12 protein-coding genes are annotated in these 19,738 nt (G+C 44.3%); 10 read left to right on the top strand and 2 right to left on the bottom strand.

The genetic code is table 11. From position 1 onward, the window contains the following. The first annotated feature begins 260 nt into the window (after positions 1–260). The 6 genes from ACFS6H_RS16995 (at position 261) to ACFS6H_RS17020 (ending at position 10,181) form a co-directional block, all read left to right on the top strand. Positions 261–3,575 (top strand): SusC/RagA family TonB-linked outer membrane protein, encoded by a 3,315-nt coding sequence (locus ACFS6H_RS16995; protein WP_386101708.1) that lies wholly within the window; start codon positions 261–263, stop codon positions 3,573–3,575. A 93-nt stretch (positions 3,576–3,668) separates the two neighbouring features. Further along, on the top strand, positions 3,669–5,330 hold the full coding sequence (locus ACFS6H_RS17000; protein WP_386101711.1) for a SusD/RagB family nutrient-binding outer membrane lipoprotein: 1,662 nt from the start codon (positions 3,669–3,671) through the stop codon (positions 5,328–5,330). A 36-nt stretch (positions 5,331–5,366) separates the two neighbouring features. Beyond that, a complete protein-coding gene (locus tag ACFS6H_RS17005) occupies positions 5,367–6,503 on the top strand; it encodes a DUF1735 and LamG domain-containing protein (RefSeq protein WP_386101714.1) in 1,137 nt (378 codons plus the stop codon). A 29-nt stretch (positions 6,504–6,532) separates the two neighbouring features. Continuing rightward, positions 6,533–7,534 (top strand): glycoside hydrolase family 18, encoded by a 1,002-nt coding sequence (locus ACFS6H_RS17010; protein WP_386101717.1) that lies wholly within the window; start codon positions 6,533–6,535, stop codon positions 7,532–7,534. A gap of 41 nt (positions 7,535–7,575) precedes the next feature. Beyond that, the gene (locus ACFS6H_RS17015; protein ID WP_386101720.1) at positions 7,576–8,706 is read left to right on the top strand and encodes a DUF1735 and LamG domain-containing protein; all 1,131 of its coding nucleotides are present in this window, start codon (positions 7,576–7,578) and stop codon (positions 8,704–8,706) included. A gap of 50 nt (positions 8,707–8,756) precedes the next feature. Then, positions 8,757–10,181, top strand: coding sequence for a BT_3987 domain-containing protein (locus ACFS6H_RS17020; protein ID WP_386101723.1), 1,425 nt, complete (start codon positions 8,757–8,759; stop codon positions 10,179–10,181). A 333-nt stretch (positions 10,182–10,514) separates the two neighbouring features. On the opposite strand, the gene ACFS6H_RS17025 is transcribed toward ACFS6H_RS17020, so the two are convergent. Both ACFS6H_RS17025 and ACFS6H_RS17030 read right to left on the bottom strand, forming a co-directional pair. Next, on the bottom strand, positions 10,515–12,800 hold the full coding sequence (locus ACFS6H_RS17025) for a family 20 glycosylhydrolase (RefSeq protein WP_386101726.1): 2,286 nt from the start codon (positions 12,798–12,800) through the stop codon (positions 10,515–10,517). A 189-nt stretch (positions 12,801–12,989) separates the two neighbouring features. Further along, on the bottom strand, positions 12,990–14,414 hold the full coding sequence (locus ACFS6H_RS17030; protein ID WP_386101729.1) for a serine hydrolase domain-containing protein: 1,425 nt from the start codon (positions 14,412–14,414) through the stop codon (positions 12,990–12,992). A gap of 412 nt (positions 14,415–14,826) precedes the next feature. Between ACFS6H_RS17030 and ACFS6H_RS17035 the strand changes: the two genes are divergently transcribed. The 4 genes from ACFS6H_RS17035 (at position 14,827) to ACFS6H_RS17050 (ending at position 19,673) form a co-directional block, all read left to right on the top strand. Further along, complete coding sequence (locus tag ACFS6H_RS17035; protein WP_386101731.1) at positions 14,827–15,345, top strand: DUF2975 domain-containing protein; 519 nt, start codon at positions 14,827–14,829, stop codon at positions 15,343–15,345. A gap of 1 nt (position 15,346) precedes the next feature. After that, positions 15,347–15,553 carry a helix-turn-helix domain-containing protein gene (locus ACFS6H_RS17040; protein ID WP_386101734.1) on the top strand — a complete coding sequence of 69 codons (207 nt, stop codon included), beginning with the start codon at positions 15,347–15,349 and terminating at the stop codon, positions 15,551–15,553. 76 nt (positions 15,554–15,629) lie between these two features. Next, a complete protein-coding gene (locus ACFS6H_RS17045) occupies positions 15,630–16,502 on the top strand; it encodes an ABC transporter ATP-binding protein (RefSeq protein WP_386101737.1) in 873 nt (290 codons plus the stop codon). A 3-nt stretch (positions 16,503–16,505) separates the two neighbouring features. Next, positions 16,506–19,673 carry a M1 family aminopeptidase gene (locus ACFS6H_RS17050; protein WP_386101740.1) on the top strand — a complete coding sequence of 1,056 codons (3,168 nt, stop codon included), beginning with the start codon at positions 16,506–16,508 and terminating at the stop codon, positions 19,671–19,673. Positions 19,674–19,738 lie beyond the last annotated feature (65 nt).

Below are 19,738 nucleotides of genomic sequence, written 5' to 3' on the forward strand. Positions count from 1 at the left end.
GCTGTAATACCCTGCTGCCAGGAACAAAGCCATGGTAACTAAAAAACCGGAAGTGTTACGAGCACCCCCGGCCTGATTTTCAGTTGCCATAAGTTAGGACACTTTATTGAACAACTAAACGATTGCAAATTATGCAAAAAAATGTAAAGCCCGCCAGGACTGCTGTCAGCGGTATTTTCAACTATGCGCAAAAATGGATCTCTTCAACATTTTTGACAACCTTAATCCACTACAGGTATTTAAAGAAACTTAAACTTGTTATGAAGCTTTATGTTATTCTTTTTTTTGCGGCCATTACGCAGCTGAATGCCAACACTACCGCCCAGACCGTGACGCTCCGGGTGAAAAAAATGTCTTTAAGGTCAGTGATGGAGATAGTAAAAAAACAAACGGGATATGGTATCCTGTATGTTAATAATGCTGATAAGGAAGCCGTACCCGTAGCCGTAAACCTTAGTAATGTTCCCCTGGCATTTGCACTGGATGAGATCATGAAAGAGCAGGCGCTCAATTACCAGATCACGGAAAAGAATATTATCATAAGCAGGAAACTATACCTGCCGGATAAGCTACAGTTAAAGACAGAAGAAAAGCAGCATTTTTTTGCTATCGTAAAAGGTCGTGTAACCGATTCTACCGGCAGCCCTATCAGTGGGGTCAGTGTGCAGGTGAAAGCAACAACTACCGGACAGGCTACGGATGAAACCGGGAGTTTTACCATCAATGCCAAAGAGGGGGATATCCTGGTTATTTCTTCAGTAGGTTATATCACCAGGGAAATAAAAATAACCGATGTGGCTGCTTTTCTGGCAATAACATTACAATCACAGCCCCGGGAAATTGAAAATATAGTAGTTACCGCATTAGGTATCAGGCGTGCCGAAAAGGCTTTATCCTATCATGTACAGGAGTTTAAAGGTGATGAAGTAACAAGAAATAAAGACGCCAACTTTGTGAACGCCTTAACCGGTAAGATTGCCGGTGTTACCATTAACTCCAGCTCTTCCGGTATTGGTGGCGCTACCCGTGTGGTAATGCGTGGTACAAAATCTATCAGTGGCAATAATAATGCGCTGTACGTGATCGATGGCATTCCTATTCCCAATATAAATGGAGGAACAGGTTCTACCGGTGCCTTCCAGGGCGCGGTTACCGGTGAAGGTATTTCCAGCATTAACCCTGAAGATATTGAAAGTATCTCCGTACTGACAGGGCCTTCCGCCGCTGCTTTATATGGTAACCAGGGAGCGAACGGTGTTATTATGGTAACTACCAAAAAAGGTAGTGCCGGTCGTTTAAAGGCAAGTTTTTCGCATAGCACCGACTTCTTCAGCCCCTTTATACTACCCCGTTTTCAAAATACCTACGGCCAGGAAGATCCTTTACAAATGCAAAGCTGGGGAAGAAAACTCAGTACCCCTTCTTCCTATAAACCAAAAGATTTTTTCCAGACAGGATTCAACATTTTTAACGGGATCAGTATTTCCGGTGGTACAGAAAAAAGCCAGACATTTTTCTCCGCAGGCAGTAACAATGCGGAAGGTATTATACCAAAAAATACTTTCAACCGGTATAATGTTTATTTACGCCAGACCACACAGTTCACTGAACGTTTTACAGCAGACTTTAATGCCATGTATGTAAAATCGGATTATAACAATATGATTGCACAGGGACAGTATCATAACCCCATTGTTCCGGTATATCTTTTTCCTCCTGCAGATGATATCCGTAAATATGAAATATATGAGCGTTATGATCCTGACAGGAGAATCCCCGACCAGTTCTGGCCATTTGGTAACCAGGGCTTACAAATGCAGAACCCTTATTGGATCACACATGCACAATCGAACCGGCAGAAGATCGACCGGTATATGTTAAGCGCAGTAGCCAAATATAAACTTACCGATTGGCTGGATATCACAGGAAGGGTACGCATTGACAACAGTGCTATCAAAGGAGAAATAAAAAGACCTGCAGGTACAGATGGACTGTTCGCCTCCAGATTAGGTTTTTATACCTTATCACAAACCAGTATGAAAAATACTTACGCAGATATCATTGCATCCGTAAGGCATAAGTTATCCTCCAACCTGCAATTTAATATCAATGCCGGCGCCAGTTTTGTAAATGAAAAAAGTGAGCTCACCGAAGCTGGTGGCAATCTTTCCAACCTGGCTAATTTTTATGCCATTGAAAATACAAGGTCACTTCCCCGGACAAATTTTGGTCCTATTATTCCACATGAGGAGCAGGCCGTTTTTGCTACTGCTGAGTTTGACTATAACAAATGGTTATTCCTTAACCTGACCGGTCGTAACGAGTGGTCGTCTGCATTAGCCGGTGCTAATACCAAATCCTATTTTTATCCTTCAGCAGGTATATCAGCGGTACTTACAGATGCAATAAATATTCCCAAAAATATCCTTTCGTTTGCCAAACTACGTTTTTCCTATGCCGAAGTAGGTAATGCACCGCAACCGGGACTTACCTCACTTACCTTGCCGCTGGTACAGGGTGGTGCCAATAATTTTTCACCGGCACCGTTTCCCGAATTCCAGGCCGAACGCACCCGCTCTTACGAACTGGGCATGGAGTTAAAGTTTCTGCGTAATAAACTTTCTTTTAATGCAACCGTATACCAATCCAATACCTATAATCAATTACTGAACTACCAGGTAACCGGAACGCTGTTTACCAACTACTATTACAATGCCGGCAATATTGCCAACCGGGGTATTGAAGCCAGCCTGGGCTATAACAATCGTTTCGGCGAACTGGGACTTTCTTCCAACCTCATATTCTCTCTCAACAGGAATATTGTAAAACGACTTTCAGAAGGTTATGTGAATCCTGCTACAAAAGAGGTCTTTGGAGCTGACAGTATAAGGAACGGTACAGTGGGTAATGACCTGTTGAACATACTGGCCGTAGGCGGCAGTATGAGCGATCTGTATATTACCCAGGTATTACGGGAAGATAACCAGGGTAACTTATGGGTAAACCCGCAGACCAATGGTATTGAAAAAGTAAATATCCCCGCCCGTTATATCGGAAGAACAGCACCTGACTATAATATCGGATGGAGCAATACCATCAGTTATAAAAACTTCGACCTTTCCTTTTTAATAGATGCCCGTGTGGGTGGTATGGGTATATCCTATACACAGGCCATTATGGATGCTTATGGTGTATCCGAACAATCGGCAAAGGACCGAGACCGCGGAGGTGTGGCCATATATGGAAAAATGTATGCCGATGTCAAAAACTACTATGCTACCATTGGCGGTGCTTCCGGCGGACAGGTAGGTATGGCCGCTTATTACCAATACAGCGCAACCAATGTGCGGTTACGGGAAGCGGCGCTGGGTTATACCATACCCGGCAGTTTATTTAACGGACGTATAGACGATATTAAAATAAGTGTGACCGGTCGTAACCTGTTCATGTTCTATAATAAAGCGCCGTTTGATCCGGAATCGGCATCATCAACCGGGACTTATTACCAGGGCATTGATTATTTCCGTCAACCCAGTTACCGCAGTTTTGGATTTAGCCTGAGAGCCCGGTTTTAGACCGGCCCGTACTTCCATTACTATCTATTTTCAAAGCCGGGACAGGAACTGTGAAAAAAATATTACCGGCACAATAATTAAAACTATTGCATCATGTACCAATTCAAATTACTATATACCGTTAAAAGGCTTATTGTTTTACTGGCAGTTCTGTTGCTGGGAGCAGCCTGTACCAAACGGTTTGATAAGATCAATACCAATCCTTACCGACCTACACCCGATCAGCAAAACCCTGATAACTATTCTACCGGTGCCAACTTTGTGGCTATGATCAATGCAGTTACGCCTGCAGGAGATGCACCAGGTTTGACAGATTTTGCTAATAGTTACCAGGTAGCTTTTAACCTGGCAGCAGATTGTTTTTCCGGTTATATGGGCCAGGCCGGAGACTGGAATACAAACAGTAATAACCTTACCTATGCCTTTAACACAGGTTGGGTAAATGAACAGTTTAATTTAACGGGTGCTTTAATGCGTGCCTGGAACAGTATTAAATTCTTTACCGACCAGTCACAGGATTCCCTGCAATTTTCAGTGGCCGATATTATTAAAGTAACGGGTATTATCCGGACAACCGATAGTTACGGTCCTGTTCCTTACTCCGCTATTATAACAGGCACTGCCACTCCTGCTTATGACAGCCAGGAAAGTATTTATGCCTACGCCTTTACCGATCTTATTAAAGCCCGCAATATCTTATTCCGCCTTGGCGCTTCTGCCGGAAAACCCTTACAGGCCTATGATATGATCTATGAAGGCGATTATTTAAAATGGGCACGTTATGCAAATTCACTCATATTAAGACTGGCCATACGCACTGTATATGTGGATGCAGCCAAAGCAAAACAATACGCAGAGGAAGCCGTTGCACACCCGGCAGGGTTATTAACCGGAAGTGCCGATAATGCCGTACATAGCTTAAAAGCCGGCAATGGACAATTTAATTTTAATAACCCCCTGGTTACCTTAACACAAAACTACCAGGAAGCCCGTGCAGGCGCTTCCATTGTAAGTATACTGACAGGCTACAATGATCCCCGTTTGCGTGCTTATTTTAAAAACTCCACACTGACCGGCCGTACTACAGAAGTGATAGGTGTAAGAAGCGGTATTAATATTGTAAGACCCAATTACCAGCCTTTCTCTGAACTGAATGTTACAACCGGTACCCCGCTTCCCTGGATGCGTGTCTCTGAAGTATATTTTTTAAAAGCAGAAGGCGCAATCCGTGGCTGGGCCATGGGCGGCAATGCCAAAGATCTATATGAGTCCGGTATAAAAGCCGCATTTGAAGAAGCCGGCGTAACAATGCCTGCTACTTACCTGGCAGACGATGCAGCGCTACCGGTTAAATATGTTGATCCTGCACCGGGAGGAACCAGCACTGATTTAGATTATGCCAGTACCGGAGCTGTTACCGGTGTTACCAAATGGACCATTAAATGGGATGAGGCGGCCAATTTTCAAACCAAGTTACACCGCATCATCATGCAGAAATGGATCGCCTTATACCTGAACGGGCCCGAAGGCTGGGCCGAATACCGGCGCACAGGCTTTCCACGCATTTTACCCGTATTGCAAAACAGGAGTTCCGGCAACGTGATTACTTTATTCCAGGCCCGCCGGCTTCCTTACCCGCAGGCGCAGTATAACCAGAACCCGGTACAGATCATAAAAGGCATTTCCCTGTTGGGAGGACCAGATAACGGTGGCACCCGGTTATGGTGGGATAAAAACACCAATATTCCCCGTTAGACATAATACTCCGGACTTATACAATTAATCAGAAAAATGATACTCATAACTCATACAACCAATTTATATAATCGTTGGGGCATCCTCCTGGCAGTAGTGCTGTTTGGCTGGGGCTGTACCAAAAATGATATAAACAATACCGGCATTTTTATCAGTGATCCTGATTTAACGGGTAACAATATCCGGAATATGTCTGTTGACCAGAATGGCGGCAGTTATCGTTTAACAGCCAGTGCTTCCATACTGGCAGAAGCTGATATTCCTTTGAGCTTTGAGGTGGATACGGCCCTGGTGGATGCTTATAACCAAAAATGGGGCACCGCTTATAAACCACTGCCCCCGAGGTTTTACAGCCTGTCGTCCACTACCTCCGTTATCCGTAAAGGAAGCAGTATATCCGACTCCGTCAATATACTGGTAAAGCCACTGGATAACAGTGTTTCCGATGGCGACCTGTTTATGATACCGGTGACGGTAAATCCACGCGCCGGCAACATTTCTGCAATAGCAGCTTCCCGTGTAGCTTATGTTATTATTAACCGGGTATTGATCAACCCGGCTTTAGATGTTTCGCGTATCAGTAACCTGGCATTCGATATTCCGGATCCTATAAAAAACCTCACGGCATTTACAGCCGAGTTCCGGGTGAAAGTAACCAACAGTTTTTATAATAATATGACGTTGTTCTCTGCCTATCCTTCGGAAATATATTCGCGGTTTGGCGATGTGGTAATAAAACCCAACCAGCTCCAGATCAAATATGCCGGCATTCAACCCGCTTCACTCACTGAATTTACCAGCAACCGCTGGTATCATATAGCTTATGTGCTGGATGGTGCCGCCGGTACTTTTAAAATTTATGTAGACGGGCGCTTAGATGCCACCACGCCTACACCGGGTAATGTAAGTTTTAACCTGGAGTCCATGTTTTTCGGAGGCAGCGGACGCCATCCCATGCATGTACAGGAGTTACGGTTCTGGACCAAAGCAAGGACCCAGGCCGAAATAGCAGGTAGTTTCTGTGCGGTTAACCCCGCTGCACCCGGCTTATATGGTTATTGGAAATTTAACGATGGGCAGGGTAACACTGTTGCCGATGCTACCACCAAAGGACATACAGGAAGGTTTACCGGTACCAATGCATGGGTACAAGGTATACGGTGCCCGGAATAATTAATTTATCATTTTTAAACAGTATCATCATGAATAAGTTTTTAAATCTTATACCTGTTTTTATAATCATTGTTTTGGTAACGGCCTGTACAAAACAAAATGAACCTAAAGCATTGGACGTAGACATTCAACTGAAACGTTCCAATGATTACTTTGCCAATCTCAGGGCCTATAAAGCATCGCCACACCAGATATACTTTGGCTGGTTTGGTGGAACAGGAGGCCCGGGGAATCCCAGTTTTGCAGGTATCTACGATGCCATTCCGGACAGCGTTGATATTGTGAGTCTGTGGGGAGGCTACCCGCCTCTGGGTAGTCATAATCATCAACTTTTGCAAAAAAACCGGTCATTAAAAGGGATAAAGTTTGTTTGGTGCATGTTTGGCAGTGGGGTTGAAAGTTTGATGAAAAAAAACGACAACACACTCTTCCTGAATGATAAAATGCTGGCCATAGAGAAAGTTGCCAAAGCAATGGCAGATACCATCGCTCTCTACCAGTTAGATGGCTTTGACCTGGATTATGAACCCAGCGAAGCTTCAGAAAGGAATGCAATATTTGGTACTTCTTTTGACTCACCTGATGGTAGCAATCAATATGTATTTAAACTGTTCCAGGAATTAGGAAAATATATGGGACCAAAATCCGGTACTGAAAACTTATTGATCATTGACGGGTACAGTGAAAAGGGAGTAGAGCCGTATTACAACTATTTTATGCAACAGGCATATAATTCAAGCTCAGGAGCTAACCTGAGTTCAAGACTGTTAACCTATGGGCTTGGCGAATGCCCACCGGAGAAGTTCGTTCCCTGTGAGAACTTCGAAGACCACTGGCGGTCAGGTGGTGTAAATTTTAGTGATCCTGTACGCGGTACGGTCCCCTCTTTATTCGGCTTTGCTTACTGGCAACCATCAGGTGGCCGGAAGGGAGGCATCGGTTCCTATCACACCGAATATGAATACGCTTTAACGCCTGACTATTATTATACCAGGCGGGCCATCCAGATCATGAATCCCGCAGCAAAATAAGTCATACCACCAGTAATAAGATAACCAAGCATATTTTTTATATGAAATACGTAAATTATATACCGGTCTTTTTTCTTCTGTTAATATCCATATATGCCTGTAAGAAAAATGACCTCAATAAAAACGTGGTCTACCTTGCTGCAGCAGAGACCAACAATGTTACCACACTGACAGTGGAAAATACGGGAGGTGAATTTGTCATACTCTCCAAATCCTCCAAACCGGTATCATCACCGGTAAGCATTAAAGTGATAACGGATAATACACTCATTAATGCCTACAACGAGGAGAATAACAAACAATTCTCTCCCCTTCCTGAAAATAGTTATGAGTTGAGCGCCGAAACCCAAACTATTGCGGCCGGAACCAATATCTCTGATAAAGTAAGCTTAAAGATCACTTCTGCCGCCGGTTTTGAAGATGGGAAATCCTATATGATACCCGTGCGTATTCAATCTGTTTCCGGGGGCAACACATCCGTGCTGGAGGCATCAAAAACCTTGTACATCATTATTAACAAGGTTATTATTGCTACAGTGGCTTCTCTTACCAACAATTATCTTAAAGTAGATTTTGCCAAAGGAGGAGACGCCTTAAAATCCCTGACCAACCTGAGTTTAGAGGCCCGGATCATGGTGAATAGCTTCCAGGCCAGCTCTCCTTTTATCAGTAGTGTTATGGGCATTGAAGAAACCTTTTTATTACGTTTTGGCGATGTAACCGTAAAGCCTAACCAGTTGCAGGTGGCCGGCGGGCCTACGGCTACCAATGTAAGCACCGAATTTTCAACCGGCACCTGGTACCACCTTGCGGCGGTATATAACGGAAGCCAGTTGAGGGTATATGTGAACGGTGAATTAGCAGCCACCAAAGATGCGGTGCGCACGGTTGACCTGACCAATACCTGGTCAGACGGGTTCCAGATAGGCCGTTCCGCTAACGGTAGACTGTTAAACGGCGCCATCAGTGAAGCAAGGGTTTGGACCAGGGCGCTGACGCAAGCAGAGATCAATAATGGCATGTGTGTGGTTGATCCTGCCAGCAACGGCCTGCTGGCTTACTGGAAATTCAACGAAAGCACAGGTAATACAGTTACCGATATCAGTGGCCATGGTTATGATGCCATTGCCAACCGGGCCATTACCTGGATTCCGAATGTACGTTGTAATTAACCGAACCTGACAACCACAAAAAATTTACTTGCTTATATAAAACTATCCTCATGCAACTCATCAAACGTATATATTTACTGGCAGCAGCCACTTGTTTATTCCTGTTGAACGCCTGTAAAAAAGGCGATTCATTCAATACTTCCGAATTACATGTATATGCAGCACCGGGTACCCTGGCCTATAATGTGATACAGGGTAATTTTAATGTGATCGGCACACAGGTAGTTGCCGGGCCCGGTACTTCTTTCCCTGTGTTACTTTCCCGGGCTGTTGACAGGGATATACAGGTAAATGTTTCCATTGATACATCCCTGATACGGGTATATGACAGTATCAATAAACTCACTACCCCTTCTGCAAAGCTACCTGCAGGAGCATTTACCCTCCGGCAAAACGGTGTAATAACCATACCCGCCGGGCAAACAGCATCGGCTGCTGCCGCACAGGTTGAACTGACAAATGCCGGCCTGCTAACGGCAGGCACCAGTTATATTATACCTGTGGTGATCAAAAATGCCAATAATGAAGTGCCGGTAAGTGGCTCCCGGAATATCATTTTTTTAAAGACACAGTTAAAAGTGATCAAAGCCGGTATCAGTTCATGGACCAATACCAATACCATCTCACTTGTATTAAATAAAGCAAACAATGTGGTTACCGGCCCCAATGCGCTTTATTTGAAAGGCAGTTTAAATGAACAGTTAACAGGCAATTCGCAAATAACGGCAGAAGAAGCGCCATCGCTGCTGGCAGCCTATAGCCAGCAAACAGGTAAAAATTATGTACTGCCGCCGGCCTCTTCTTACCAGTTTCAGAAATCCACGGTGAACATACCTGAAAATATGATGAACAGTGCCGACAGTTTTACGATCAGTTTACCCAACCTTCAATTGTTTCAACCAGGAATTGATTACCTGCTACCCGTACAATTAAAAACGGCCAAAAACCAGTCAGTGGATATACCCGCCGATGAAACAAAAAAAGTAGTATACATTCAGATTTCCGTTTTTGAAAACAATATTGATCCGGCCAATAGTGGCCTTACGGGTACGGCCATAAACCGCACGGCATGGAATGTTTCTGCCAGTGGCAACTACCCGGGTAATGAGGTAGGCCGTATACTGGATGGTGATAATGGCAGTGCCTGGGATTCGGATGGAAATATGCCTGCCTGGGTGGAACTGGATATGGGAACAAGCAAAACTGTAAAAGGTTTCCCTATTGTACCCAGCTACGAATATCGTCCGGATGACTTTATTAATATGGAAGTGTATTCCAGTAATAACGGCACCACATGGAAACTGGAAGGAAGATATTTTGGTACCGCTACCGGCAGTGGCTCTACCGCCGACAACCCGGACATTAAAACAGTAAGGTTTGTTACGCCGGTTACAGCCAGGTATTTCAAATTTAATATCACCAAAACCACCGACGGACGTTATGCGGGTATGGCAGAACTGAATGCAGTAGAATAATTAATCACAGGCCGTTAGTGTAACCTCTTTAAAAAACACCAGCATCTTTATCATTTTGTTTTAGCCGGCAGGTGAGCTTGTTTTACAGGCTCCCTGTTTATGGCATTGCAGTTTGCCATCTTTAACAGTCAGGGCGACTTCAGTCGCCTTTTTTTATACCACATACATCCCTGAATATATTCATTGGTGATCACCTCATGGAACGATGATACCGCAGCTATTCAGTAAATAAAATATTGCAATAAATCTATGCGGGGCTTTTACATAAAAAGGTCAGCCGGTAAGCGGCAGACCTTTTTTAAACCGTAATGGTTTATCGTAAACTTATAAATATTATTGCCCGCTATTATAAAACCAGCTATCCGGGAGAGGCTGTACCGGTGAACCGTTCACACTGTATTGCAGTTTAAGTGTAAAGCCCCCACCCGCTTCAATAAAATCAATATAAAAAGGATGATACCCGGCTTCCAGCGCTACCTGCCCGCTTTTCATTACGGGTGCATGCTGGCCGTCATTATCCACTACAAGCTGGTCACCAATTTTCAGCACACCACCATCATCACAGGTAAAGTAAAAACTATAGATGCCTTTTTGCGGCACCTGTATCAGCCCCCTGATCCGTGCGCCAAAGGCGGGCATCTTAATCGTATCGGCCAGGTGTACATTGGTAATGGTTTGTTTTCTGATCACTTCCCCGGCCATCTTCGTGGTATTGGCAAATACACCATTATAAAAACTCACCGCAAGGCCAGGCTGTTTATGGGTGTTAGCCAGATCCATACTTTTTATCCACCGGCCATTTTTAATTCTTACCTGGTACAGTTCACTTTTTGCGCCGGCACCGGATATAGTGGCAAAACGGATGCGGCCGGTGTCGGTAAGGCTTAAGCTTTGCTGTAAAACCGGGCTGGAAGCAGTGGGTGTACTGCCATCCACCGTATAATGCACCCTGGTTCCCGGCAGCGGGTTATTTACCGTTAATACCGACTTACCATCTACCAGCACCTGCTCATCGGCAAAGCCGCTGAGATCGGGCATACGGTAACGCAGGTCTTTTTTATCCCAGATACCGTAATGGCTGATCAGTCTTTGCTGGTAGCTGTCATAAAGATCTTTATTGGTCCATACTCTTTCTGCCAATGCACTCAAGCGCGGCAGTATCATAAACTCCAGTCTTTCACGAGACGGTATCATTTCTGTCCACACGTTTGCCTGTCCACCTAATACCAGTTGCTTTTTATCAGCCGGCATATCGGCCGGTATTACATTAAACCGGTAAACCGTTTCCAGGGTACTGCTGTTGGGCAGATAATCGAAATACATGGGGTTGGTAGGCGTCATAATGACTTTATGCCCACGTTGTACAGCCGTAGCAGGCGCTTTCTTTTCCCAGCCCCGCCAGTACATCACTGTCATGGAAGGGTCGGAAGGGCCATCCAGTATTTCATCCCAGCCGATAGCCAGTTTACCTTTTGACCGGATAAATTTATTCATCCGCAGTACAAAATAACTCTGCAGCTCATGCAGGTCATTCGTGTTTTGTTTACGCATCCACTCCTGGCATAAGGCCGATTGTTTCCAGCTTGTTTTTTCCACTTCATCGGCACCGATATGAATGTATCTGGAAGGGAAGAGCGCCATAACTTCCGTTAACACATTTTGCATAAAAGTATAAGTGCTTTCCTTACAGGGACAAACCGGAACAGAGAACTGTTCGCCCCACCCGGCTGCACCATTATCCAGCAGTAATTCGGGGTACGCACGTGTAGCCACAAGCATATGCCCGGGCATATCTATCTCGGGTATCACTTCAATATTTTTGCTGCCGGCATACCGTACAATATCACGGATATCCTGTTGCGTATAAAAGCCGCCGTAAACCTGCTGACCGTCCTTTTCACGCATGTGTTCGGCGGGCAATTCAAAATCGGGATTTTCTATTGCCTTTTGTAATAAGGCCGAATCATGGTTATTATATGTACGCCAGGCTCCCTGTTCCGTTAGCTTAGGATATTTTTTTATTTCTATCCGCCAGCCCTGGTCATCGGTGAGGTGTAAATGCAGTTTGTTGAATTTATAGGCCGACAGGAGGTCAATAAATTTGTAGAGATATTGTTTGGAGAAGAAATGCCGGGCCACATCCAGCTCAACGCCCCGCCAGGCAAATGCCGGGTGATCTTTAATGGTGACCGCGGGTAATACATTGCTATTATTGGTTACGGCCAGCAAATACATCTGTTGTAAAGTTTGCAGGCCGTATAAAAGTCCTGCATCCGTTGAGGCGGTCAGTACAATCCCTTTCTTGGTAATCACCAGTTCATAACCCTCCTTATCCAGGCCCGCACGTATTAATAACTGCAGGTTAGCGTTTTGCGGGTTGGTTGTTTTTTTATTACTGCCCCCGAACAATGATTTACCGGCAAAACTTTCTGCCTTTGTTGATCCTTTAGCTGCAGTGTAATAACTGATGCCGGTAACAGGTAACCGGTAACCGCCATTTGAAACAACCATGGTTTGTGGTATAGGCACCAGGTTGAGTGCTGCCGTAGTTTGTTGTGCCTGTACGGCAAACTGTGTGAATATAAACAGGCCGATAAAGACGGGGAAGGATTTCAGCATAGTGTTCCGGTATTTACATTTAATCGTTATAAAAGTATTACCTGCTAATAACGTATAAGCAAGGGCAATCGGGGGGATCATCATTACCACGATAATATTTCACCGGAACAAAACTAGGTGAAAAAAGCATAGCGCTTACCGCGATATAGAACCGGGATAAGCGCTACACTTCTTATATTAAAATAAAATTTAATTTTTCAATATGCCGGAGCCGATCACTGTTCCGTATTCCAGCATTTCCATTTTTAATTCACCGTTAGGCAGACTGGTAAAACGCAGTACCCCATCTACCCCGCCCTGCCTGATACCCTGGAACTCATTTTCCGAAACGGGGAAGAAACGCATATCCCATTTTACCCTTTTGGTATTATAGAAAAGGTGACCCTCTTTATAGGTGATCATATGTTCTTCTTCCGGGTTCTTTTCATCGATAAAAGTGCCGGCATACCTGCTCACCACGCCTTCGGGCACCGTAATTTTCTTTTTGTATTCTACTACCAGGGGCTGTTCTTCCAGCACCTGTACAATATTATCAAAGGGATACACACCCAGTTTAAAGTTCTGTAAAATGATCATGGTCCGGTCCTTAAGCTGGTTATGGTAGATAAATGATACATAACCATCCCAGCTGCCGGTATGCCCGTAAGAAAATTTATTTTCACCTTTTGATACATCCAGCCCAAAGCCGTAGGGAATATTTTTACCGCTGCTGGTTTTTGTAACAGCAGTCATTTGCTCAAACTCCGCCGGTGTAAAAAAACTGTTTGTCTTTAGCGCATTTACCCATTTTAAAATATCATCCACTGTACTGGTAACTTTAGCAGCACCTACAGCTCCGTCCAGGTAGTACACCATACTATCCGCATAGCCGGGGTGCTCGCCTGTTACTTTAGCGAATGAGCCTTTTTCCCAGACATAACCGGTGGCCCGTTTTTTCATTTTTTTGGGAGACAGCCTGCTGTTATACACCAGGGTGTGTTTCATTTTCAATGGCTTGAAAATATTTTCGGCCAGGTAAGTACCAAAATCTTTGCCCGATACCCGTTCAATAATAGTAGCCAGCAGTACATAGTTGGTATTATTATAACGGTGCCGGCTTTGCGGAGCAAATTGAAGGGTATCTTTCCGGGCAGCATAAAAGCTGATCACATCCTCGTTAGTAACGATCCCGTTCTTATCCCATCCCGTTTGCATATCCACTAAAAACTCTCCCACACCACTGGTATGATGCAGCAGGTCGTTAATGGTCACTGCATCCCAATGTTGCAACTCGGGTATGTATTGCGTTATTTTATCGGTATACTGCAGTTTACCCTGGCGGTGCAACAGCACGATAGCCCCGGCCGTGAATTGTTTGGTACAGGAGGCCAGTTCAAACTGTGTACGGCTGTTATTGAGCGCTTTTGTTTTTTCATTCCTTATGCCAAACCCTTTTTTGTAAATTACTTTGCCTTTCTCTGTAATCAGCACCACCCCGTTAAACTGCTGCTGCTGGTGTAACACAGAAAAAATACTATCCAGTTGTGCCGCCTTTCGTTTTCCTTGCCCAAAAGTGTATGTACACACCATTAACGTAAATAAGATCATCATTGATACGGACCGCATTGTGCTCATAAGCTGACTTTTTTTTAATTACCTGTTTTAAAATAATAGCCTTTCCAGGGAAAAACTTACCGGGCACCAATATACGAAGACTGTCGTATTTTAATTTTAAAAAACCCTTTCTCCTTGTGAGTTTAACATTTTTTAAAGACATGCTAATGCTTATGCTGATGTTGTATATATATGGTAAGTGTAACCGGTAAGATACACTCCTGCCCATAGTATTACTGCCGTTGAAGTGTGCGACGCAACGAAGCTGCTATGAAAAACTGCCGTTCATAACCAACTTACTATATACCCTTCAATGCCTGGTGCTGCATGTTTGTTAACGGATAAACCGGAAGGAGAATTGAAAATATTTTTAATTAATTATCGTAAAACAATAATTAATTACTATTTTTGTGTAATAAATTAGTTTTACGCTATGAATGTTCGTGTTAAAATCATCTCCCGGCTGCTTACTTATCTGTGCCAGGCTTTGGCCTTCGGGTATTTACTGATCGTGTTGTACTCCGCCATTTGCCTGGTAACAGGTACAGGCATTACACCTTATGGTGAAGGGAAGTACCTGCATATTAATTACCCGTTCACCTCCACGCCTTTTTTGAATGTAGATAATAACTTACCGTATATTCTCAGTTCCTTTTTATCGGTACTGTTGTTTTATGGTTTGTTTTTTTTATTAACGGCCCGGGTGTTCCGTATATTCTATCAGCCCCGTTTATTTATACCCCCCCATATAACCAGCCTGCAGCAGTTTTACCTGTACAACCTGTTTGTACCGGGTATTGCTACGCTTATCAGCCTGTTGTTTGTACCGGTAGAAGCTATTGTATGGGGACTGATATTGGTACATATGCTGCTGGGCGTATTTGCTTATTTTTTATCGGCTATTTTTAAACAGGGTTTAAACTTACAAAACGAACAAGACTTATTTATCTGATATGCCCATTATTGTAAACATAGATGTTATGCTGGCAAAACGTAAAATGCAAAGCAAGGAACTGGCAGAGCGGCTGGACATTACCCCTGCTAACCTGTCTGTGCTGAAAACAGGTAAGGCCAAAGGCATCCGTTTTGATACGCTGGAGAAGATCTGTGAGATATTACAGTGCCAGCCCGGGGATATACTCGAATACCAGGAAGCATAATCAACTTAACATATCACCTTAAAAAAACACGATGGCAACATCGCCGGGCATTGTATTGCCCAAAATGTAAATTTATATGAACACAATTTCCATACACGATCTTTCCCTTACCTATAAAAACGGGGTAAAGGCATTGCAAGAGGTGAACCTGCATATTACCAATGGCATGTTTGGCCTGCTAGGGCCTAACGGGGCCGGTAAATCATCTTTAATGAAAACCATTGTGGGTTTGCAGCGGCCACAATCGGGGCAGATCAGTTTTAATGGTAAGGATGTAATACAGGATCCGCGCTACCTGCAGCAATACCTGGGCTTTTTACCGCAGGATTTTGGCGTATATCCAAAGATCAGCGCCTGGCAGTTACTTGACCACCTGGCCCGCTTAAAAGGTATTGTGCATGCCAGCGAGCGTAAACAGCAGATAGGCTATTTACTGGACCGGGTGAATTTAACTGCCCAACGTTATAAAGAAGTAGCTACTTTTTCAGGCGGCATGCGCCAAAGGTTTGGCGTAGCACAGGCTTTGCTGGGTAATCCCCGTATTATTATTGTAGATGAGCCTACGGCAGGCCTTGACCCGGAAGAACGGAACCGGTTTAATATGTTGCTGAACGAGATAAGCGAAGATATTATTGTGATCCTGTCCACCCACCTGGTAGAAGATGTAAGGCATTTATGTGCCGAAATGGCCATTATGAATAACGGTATGGTATTGGCGCATGGAAAACCCGGCCAGCTGATACAGGAATTGGCAGGACGTATATGGAGCCGGGAGATAGCCCTGGCAGATATTGAACAGTATGCACAGCAGTACCGTATCATCAGCAGGCAGTTAATAGCCCGGCGTATGCACATAACGGTGTACGAGCAGGATACCCCGGCCGGTTTTCAACCGCTTACCCCGGCACTGGAACATGTATACTTTAATGTATTACAAACAAAATCATAACCCATGCAAAACATATTGTCATTTGACATAAAAACCTATCGCCGCAGTTATACCAGTTATGCGATCCTGTTATTACTTGTCCTGCTCGGCGTTTTTACCGGCTCAAAATTTAATATGAGCCCGGGCCAGGATATACGCCTGGACGGATCATATACCGTTGGCTTTATGACCGGCTTTTTAAGCCTGGCCATTATTTTCATAGCCACCGTGCTCTCGGGGCAACTGTTGTTTAAAGAATGGGATAACCGTTTTGATACTATTTTGTTTACCACCCCCGTAAAGAAACAAGCATACCTGAAGGAAAGGTTTATGGCCTTTTTCCTGCTGACCTTTACCTGTTTTTGTTGTATGATCCTGGGTTTTGCCATAGGACAGTATATGCGCAGCGGCAGCCACTTTGAACCCGTTACTTTTATGTACTACCTGTACCCGCTGGTATTGTTTGGTGTTATTAATACCCTGTTTACCTGCACCGTACTGTACAGCATCGCTTTATTATCGCGGCGTAAAATGCTGGTGATAACCGGTGGCTTATTACTGTATATTTTATATATGGTGGTATTGTTATTCTCCAATGCCCCCTTTATGGCCGGCAGTACACCACAATCATTGTCTGCACAACAGTTATCCGCCTTATCAGATCCGTTCGGCTTATCCGCTTATTTTTATGCAGCCAAAGATTTTACTGTTTCGCAAAGAAATACCCAACTGGTTTGGCCGGTGGGCCATTTATTGATCAACCGCCTGTTGTTTATTGTTTTATCCGTGATACTGTTATGGGTTACTCACCGTTTTTTCTCCTTCGGCAGCAGGCAGGCGGGCAAAAAGAAAACGGATGAAACGGTTATCCGCCTGCCCTCATTTACTGCAACCGTTTTGCCCCGCATCAACCCGGCTACCGGCGCCATGGCCCGGGTAAACGCTCTTTTTTCTTTTATGAAAAAAGACCTGACCTACCTGTTTAAGAGTATTTCGTTTGTAGTGGTAACGCTGTTATTATTGTTTTTTGTAGGCATGGAGTTATACGCCGAAATAGAAAAAGGCATTCGTTTGCCACAGTTGTATGCCCGTTCCGGTTTAATGGCAACCACCATTATTGAGAACTTCCATTTCCTGGGTTTACTACTGATTGTTTATTTTGCCAATGATGTGTACTGGCGCAGTAAGGCTTCCGGTTTTTCGGTTATTGAGCATACTACTCTTTTCAGCAATACCAAATTAACCAGTCATTGGTTGTCCTGCAGTATCCTGCTGATTTGTTTTACCAGTCTGTTAGTGGTATTGGCACTTATATTTCAATGGGCCTATGATTATACACAAATAAACTGGTCGGCTTACGGTGGTGTGTTTGTTTTTACTACCCTGCCGCTGGTATTGTTTACCGGGGCTGTACTTGTTATCAACCATGTTATCCGTAATAAGTACGTGGCGCTTACGGTATCATTATTACTGGCTTTCCTGTCTATCGGCACCATAGCACAAAAACTGTTGCCTTATCCTTTATTACGTTTCTTCTCTACCCTGCCGGTTAGTTACAGCGATTTTAATGGCTATAGTATTTACCTGCCCTCCTTTTTATACAGGCTTTTATTTGGTGCTGCTTTGGTATTGTTACTCATAAAGCTGGTCAACAGTTCACGCCGTTCCCTGTTACAACCATCATTATCCTGGTTATTGATTTTACCGGTAATTACAGCGGGTGTTTTTGCGGCAAGGCAGCATAATACCGGTTACCATAAAATACCTGCGCAGGAACAGGTAGAACAGGCTGTACAGTACGAGAAGCAGTACCGTTCTTTTCAATCGCTACCACAACCCGTTATTACATCGGTTATTACTACCATTGAACTTTATCCTGATCAGCAGTCATACACCATTAAAGGCCGGTACACATTAAAGAATGAAAAAGATAAACCTGTGGAGCAGGTATTGATGAACTTTCATCCTGACCTGTCCATATTGAAAGCAACATATATACAGGGGCAGCAACATACCATGATAAAAGAAAAAGTAAGCGTGATACCTCTTTTCCAACCGCTGCTGAACGGCGACACTGCTGTGCTTGATTTCACTTTATCCTATAAATGGTATGCGGTTAACGGTCATTCACCCATGAATGCAATGATGGAAAATGGTTCTTTTATGCGTATCAGCCGTTATTACCCGCAACCGGGTTACCAGCCCGACTATGAATTAAGTGACGAAGCTGTAAGAAAACAGTATGCATTAGGTAAAGCCACCGGTGAACTGACACTGGATGATCCAAGGACCAGTCACCATTTTATACAGCTGGATATGACCATTGGCACATCCGCCACACAAACCCCTATTGGTACGGGTGAACCGGTTAACCGCTGGCAGGATAACCAGCGGCAGTATGCCCGGTATCGCCCCATACAGCCTGTTCCCTTCCGGTTTGCCATCAGTTCGGCTAACTATGCCGTGAGTACCGGCCGGTTTGAACAGGTCCCCATTTATATATATTATCATCCGGCACATCATCAAAATGTAGCGCCGCTTATGAATAATATAAAAGCTACCCTGGCTTACTGCCAGCAGAACTTTGGTCCTTACCCTTTCCGTACCCTGAGTTTTGCCGAAGTATCGGCCTATACCAAAGGCTTTGCCGCAACCGCTTATCCCGGCGTGATCTTTATGACAGAGAATGTTTTGTTCCAGGCAAACATACAGACGGACCGGAAACAGGATGTGATCAATGAACTGGCGGGACATGAGATCGCTCATTTCTGGTGGGGAAACCAGGCCATTGCACCCGATAACCGGGAAGGCGCTGCCATGCTTACCGAAACCCTGGCCATGTATACGGAAATGATGGTATATAAAAAAGTACACGGAGCTGAGAAAATGAAAGAGCGGTTAGAGGTACACCGGCAAATTTATGATGCGGAGAAAGGTTTTTCCGGTCCGCAGCCCCTATATAAAGTGGCGGCCGGTAATGCGCCACTCTCCTATTCCAAAGGAGCATTGGTAATGGTTGAGTTAAGCGAACTGATCGGTGAAGACAAAGTGAATGCAGCACTGCGTAATTTTTTACAGGCCCATCAATACCCGCAGCCGGTGCCTGTATCTACGGATCTTATAGAAGAGTTTTTAAAGATCAGTGAGATACAGTATCATAACAGGATCAGGGACCTTTTTCAAAAGCCTTAGGTTTATTTTACTGAAATGTAAAGACCATTACACCATATACGATTATCATGGAAACAGCAGAGGGC

This window comes from Terrimonas rubra (assembly GCF_042686025.1).
GTDB lineage: Bacteria > Bacteroidota > Bacteroidia > Chitinophagales > Chitinophagaceae > Terrimonas > Terrimonas rubra.

Coding starts and splice junctions, on each gene's coding strand:
- ACFS6H_RS16995 (WP_386101708.1), top strand. CDS start 261: ATGAAGCTTTATGTTATTCTTTTTTTTGCGGCCATTACGCAGCTGAAT.
- ACFS6H_RS17000 (WP_386101711.1), top strand. CDS start 3,669: ATGTACCAATTCAAATTACTATATACCGTTAAAAGGCTTATTGTTTTA.
- ACFS6H_RS17005 (WP_386101714.1), top strand. CDS start 5,367: ATGATACTCATAACTCATACAACCAATTTATATAATCGTTGGGGCATC.
- ACFS6H_RS17010 (WP_386101717.1), top strand. CDS start 6,533: ATGAATAAGTTTTTAAATCTTATACCTGTTTTTATAATCATTGTTTTG.
- ACFS6H_RS17015 (WP_386101720.1), top strand. CDS start 7,576: ATGAAATACGTAAATTATATACCGGTCTTTTTTCTTCTGTTAATATCC.
- ACFS6H_RS17020 (WP_386101723.1), top strand. CDS start 8,757: ATGCAACTCATCAAACGTATATATTTACTGGCAGCAGCCACTTGTTTA.
- ACFS6H_RS17025 (WP_386101726.1), bottom strand. CDS start 12,800: ATGCTGAAATCCTTCCCCGTCTTTATCGGCCTGTTTATATTCACACAG.
- ACFS6H_RS17030 (WP_386101729.1), bottom strand. CDS start 14,414: ATGAGCACAATGCGGTCCGTATCAATGATGATCTTATTTACGTTAATG.
- ACFS6H_RS17035 (WP_386101731.1), top strand. CDS start 14,827: ATGAATGTTCGTGTTAAAATCATCTCCCGGCTGCTTACTTATCTGTGC.
- ACFS6H_RS17040 (WP_386101734.1), top strand. CDS start 15,347: ATGCCCATTATTGTAAACATAGATGTTATGCTGGCAAAACGTAAAATG.
- ACFS6H_RS17045 (WP_386101737.1), top strand. CDS start 15,630: ATGAACACAATTTCCATACACGATCTTTCCCTTACCTATAAAAACGGG.
- ACFS6H_RS17050 (WP_386101740.1), top strand. CDS start 16,506: ATGCAAAACATATTGTCATTTGACATAAAAACCTATCGCCGCAGTTAT.